We start from the raw sequence: 4,042 nt of genomic DNA on the forward strand, positions 1-4,042 counted from the left end.
TCGTGGGCTCGGAGATGTGTATAAGTGACAGGGGCCTCCGACCAGGCGTTCTGTGATCGCCGTGGACGCTGGGTGACGACACGCCCGGGACGAAATCGGGGAGGCGGGAGGTGACCTGCGCGGACGCGCCGGATGTGACGTGCGAGGCTCCCGATCAGGTTGCGAAGCCCTGCGTCGAGCCGTACGGTTGACCACAACATCTAGTAGTCACATCGATGTAGTTCCCTATATATGGCGATCACATCGGTGTAACTCGTTTACGTCAGGGAGGTATCGAGCGTGCACTGCCCGTTCTGCCGCAACCCTGACACCAAAGTGATCGACAGCCGTTCCACCGATGACGGGGCCGCCATTCGGCGGCGCCGGTCGTGCGCGGAATGCGGCAAGCGATTCACCACGCAGGAGAATGTGCTCGTCATGGTGGCCAAGCGCAGCGGGGTCACCGAGCCGTTCTCCCGAGAAAAGATCATCGCCGGGGTGCGCAGGGCCTGCCAGGGCCGTCCGGTCGACGAGGATGCGCTCGCGAAGCTGGGGCAGCGGGTCGAAGAGGCGATCAGATCGTCCGGATCCGCGGAAATCCCCTCGCACGAGGTCGGCCTCGCGATTCTGGGGCCACTGCGCGAACTCGACGAGGTCGCGTATCTGCGATTCGCCTCGGTCTACCGGAGCTTCGAGTCGCTGGACGACTTCGCCAAGGAGATCGAAGCACTGCGGAAGGCCGGTTCCTCGGGGGAGCCCGGCCCGCCCCGGTAGGGGCGGTCACGGCATCCACAAAGCACAGTGAAAGCGCCTCCGCGCGGGCATGGTCCGTGCGGTGGCGGGGTTGTTCCTGAACAGGGTCCGGCGGGAGGGCCCGAGAAGGGGGAAGGTCATGACGGAGACGGTGAGCGGCTCGGCGGCACGGCGCGGCAAGGGGGGCCGCAAAGGGCTGAAGGTCGAGCGCATCTTCACCACGCCCGGCGTGCACCCGTACGACGAGATGCGCTGGGAGCGTCGTGACGTCGTCATGACCAACTGGCGCGACGGCTCGGTGAACTTCGAGCAGCGCGGCGTCGAGTTCCCCGACTTCTGGTCGCTGAACGCGGTCAACATCGTCACGTCCAAGTACTTCCGCGGCGCGGTCGGCACCCCGCAGCGGGAATGGAGCCTGAAGCAGCTCGTCGACCGGGTCGTCCGCGGCTATGTGGAGACCGGCCTGCGGGAGGGCTACTTCGCCTCCGAGGAGGACGCCGAGATCTTCGACCACGAGCTGAAGTACGCGCTGGTCCACCAGCTCTTCAGCTTCAACTCGCCGGTCTGGTTCAACGTGGGCACCAAGTCGCCGCAGCAGGTGAGCGCGTGCTTCATCCTGTCGGTGGACGACACGATGGAGTCCATCCTCGACTGGTACAAGGAAGAGGGCGTCATCTTCAAGGGCGGCTCCGGCGCCGGCCTGAACCTGTCCCGCATCCGCTCCAGCAAGGAGCTGCTGTCCTCCGGCGGCACCGCCAGCGGCCCCGTCTCCTTCATGCGCGGCGCCGACGCCTCCGCCGGGACGATCAAGTCCGGGGGCGCGACCCGCCGCGCCGCGAAGATGGTCGTGCTGGACGTCGACCACCCCGACATCGAGGAGTTCATCGAGACCAAGGCGCGCGAGGAGGACAAGATCCGCGCGCTGCGGGACGCCGGGTTCGACATGGACCTCGGCGGCAAGGACATCGGCTCCGTCCAGTACCAGAACGCCAACAACTCCGTCCGGGTCTCCGACGAGTTCATGCAGGCCGTCGAGTCCGGCGGCGAGTTCGGGCTGCGCGCCCGGATGACCGGCGAGGTCGTCTCGACCGTCAAGGCCAAGGAGCTGTTCCGGCTGATGGCGAAGGCGGCGTGGGAGTGCGCCGACCCCGGCATCCAGTACGACGACACGATCAACGACTGGCACACCAACCCCGAGACGGGCCGCATCACCGCGTCCAACCCGTGCTCGGAGTACATGAGCCTGGACAACTCGTCCTGCAACCTCGCCAGCATCAACCTGCTGAAGTTCCTCACCGACGCGGGCACCTTCGACGTCGCGAAGTTCGTGAAGCTCACCGAGCTGATCATCACGGCGATGGACATCTCCATCACGTTCGCCGACTTCCCGACCGAGAAGATCGCCGAGACGACCCGCGACTACCGGCAGCTCGGCATCGGCTACGCCAACCTCGGCGCGCTGCTGATGGCGACCGGGCACGCCTACGACTCCGAGGGCGGCCGGTCCCTCGCCGCGGCGATCACGTCGCTGATGACGGGCGTCGCCTACCGCCGGTCCGCCGAGATCGCCGGCGTCGTCGGCCCGTACGCCGGCTACGCGCGCAACGCCGAGGCGCACAAGCGCGTCATGCGCAAGCACGCCGCCGCCAACGACGGCATCCGCACGCTGGACGAGATGGACAAGACCATCCACGCCGCCGCCGCCAAGCAGTGGGCGGACTGCCTCAAGGCCGGCGAGAAGCACGGCTACCGCAACGCCCAGGCCAGCCTCCTCGCGCCGACCGGCACGATCGGCCTGATGATGGACTGCGACACCACCGGCATCGAGCCCGACCTCGCGCTGATGAAGTTCAAGAAGCTCGTCGGCGGCGGGTCCATGCAGATCGTCAACCACACGGTGCCGCGCGCCCTGGAGCAGCTCGGCTACCAGCAGGAGCAGATCGAGGCGATCGTCGAGTACATCGCCGAGCACGGCCACGTGGTGGACGCGCCCGGCCTGCGCCCCGAGCACTACGAGGTGTTCGACTGCGCGATGGGCGAGCGGGCGATCAGCCCGATGGGGCACGTCCGGATGATGGCGGCCGTCCAGCCGTTCCTGTCCGGCGCGATCTCCAAGACGGTCAACATGCCGGAGCAGGCCACCATCGAGGACATCGAGAAGGTGTACTTCGAGGGCTGGCGGCTCGGCCTGAAGGCCCTCGCGATCTACCGCGACAACTGCAAGGTCGGCCAGCCGCTGTCGGCCGCCGGCAAGAAGGACAAGGACAAGGCGGAGCCGGCCGAGACGCTGGCGCCGCGCCCGGTCCGGCGGCGGCTGCCGAAGCAGCGCCCCGCGACCGTCACCCGGTTCTCCGTCGCGGGCGCCGAGGGCTACATGACCGCCTCATCCTACCCGGACGACGGCGTCGGCGAGGTCTTCCTCAAGCTCGGCAAGCAGGGCTCCACGCTCGCCGGCGTGATGGACGCCTTCTCCATGGCGATCTCCATCAGCCTGCAGTACGGCGTCCCGCTGGAGACGTGGGTGGAGAAGTTCACCAACATGCGGTTCGAGCCCGCCGGGATGACCGACGACCCCGACATCCGCATGGCGACCTCGGTGATGGACTACATCTTCCGCCGCCTGGCGCTGGACCACCTCCCCTACGAGGAGCGCGCGGGCCTCGGCATCTTCACCGCCGAGGAGCGCGCGATGCAGGCCAACGGCGAGGACCCGGCGGCCCTGCACGCCGAGGACGAGGTCGACCACGAGTCGCTCGCCCAGTCCGCCGCGATCACCCGTCCGGCGGCGCCGGCCCCGGCCGCCGAGGCGCACTCGTCGGTGGAGGCGATCGAGAGCCGCCAGGGCCGCACGGCCGACGCGCCGCTCTGCCTCACCTGCGGCACGAAGATGCGCCCGGCCGGCAGCTGCTACGTCTGCGAAGGCTGCGGCTCCACCAGCGGCTGCAGCTGATCAGGGCCGATATCGGCTGAATGACGCGTAGTCGGAGCGGGGTACCGGGGGACGACCGGTACCCCGCTCTGGTCTGTGCGTGGTCAGGCTCTGCGCGCTTCGTAGGGCGTTCTGGCTCGTCACGGCCTTCGCCTGGCCACGGGACGCGCCCGAGGACCGCGAGCGGGTTCCGGCCGTCCTGTTCGGACGGGCTCCGGCCCGCCGGGCGACCTTGATCGCTTCCGGTCAAGGGGACGTCTTGTCGTCGCCCGCCGGGGGCTTGATCGGCTGGGTCGTCGAGGCGCGGCGGCGATGGGACGCCTTGCGGCGGCCCGCCACCAGGACGTCGTCGCCCGGGTCGTCGGTCGGCTTGTTCTGGGC

At 68.6% G+C, this 4,042-nt stretch carries 2 protein-coding genes; both read left to right on the forward strand.

What is annotated here, in order from left to right; all coding sequences use genetic code 11:
* Nucleotides 1-279: 279 nt before the first annotated feature.
* Nucleotides 280-753 carry a transcriptional regulator NrdR gene (nrdR, locus tag ETD96_RS42080; RefSeq protein ID WP_089327490.1) on the forward strand — a complete coding sequence of 158 codons (474 nt, stop codon included), beginning with the start codon at nt 280-282 and terminating at the stop codon, nt 751-753.
* A gap of 118 nt (nt 754-871) precedes the next feature.
* The gene (locus tag ETD96_RS42085) at nt 872-3,682 is read left to right on the forward strand and encodes a vitamin B12-dependent ribonucleotide reductase (RefSeq protein ID WP_138642066.1); all 2,811 of its coding nucleotides are present in this window, start codon (nt 872-874) and stop codon (nt 3,680-3,682) included.
* Nucleotides 3,683-4,042: the final 360 nt, after the last annotated feature.

The sequence above is a fragment of the Actinomadura geliboluensis genome (assembly GCF_005889745.1).
GTDB classification, from domain to species: Bacteria; Actinomycetota; Actinomycetes; order Streptosporangiales; family Streptosporangiaceae; genus Spirillospora; species Spirillospora geliboluensis.

Excerpts from the sequence above, each read along its gene's own strand:
- ETD96_RS42085 (WP_138642066.1), top strand. The coding sequence starts at position 872 with ATGACGGAGACGGTGAGCGGCTCGGCGGCACGGCGCGGCAAGGGGGGC.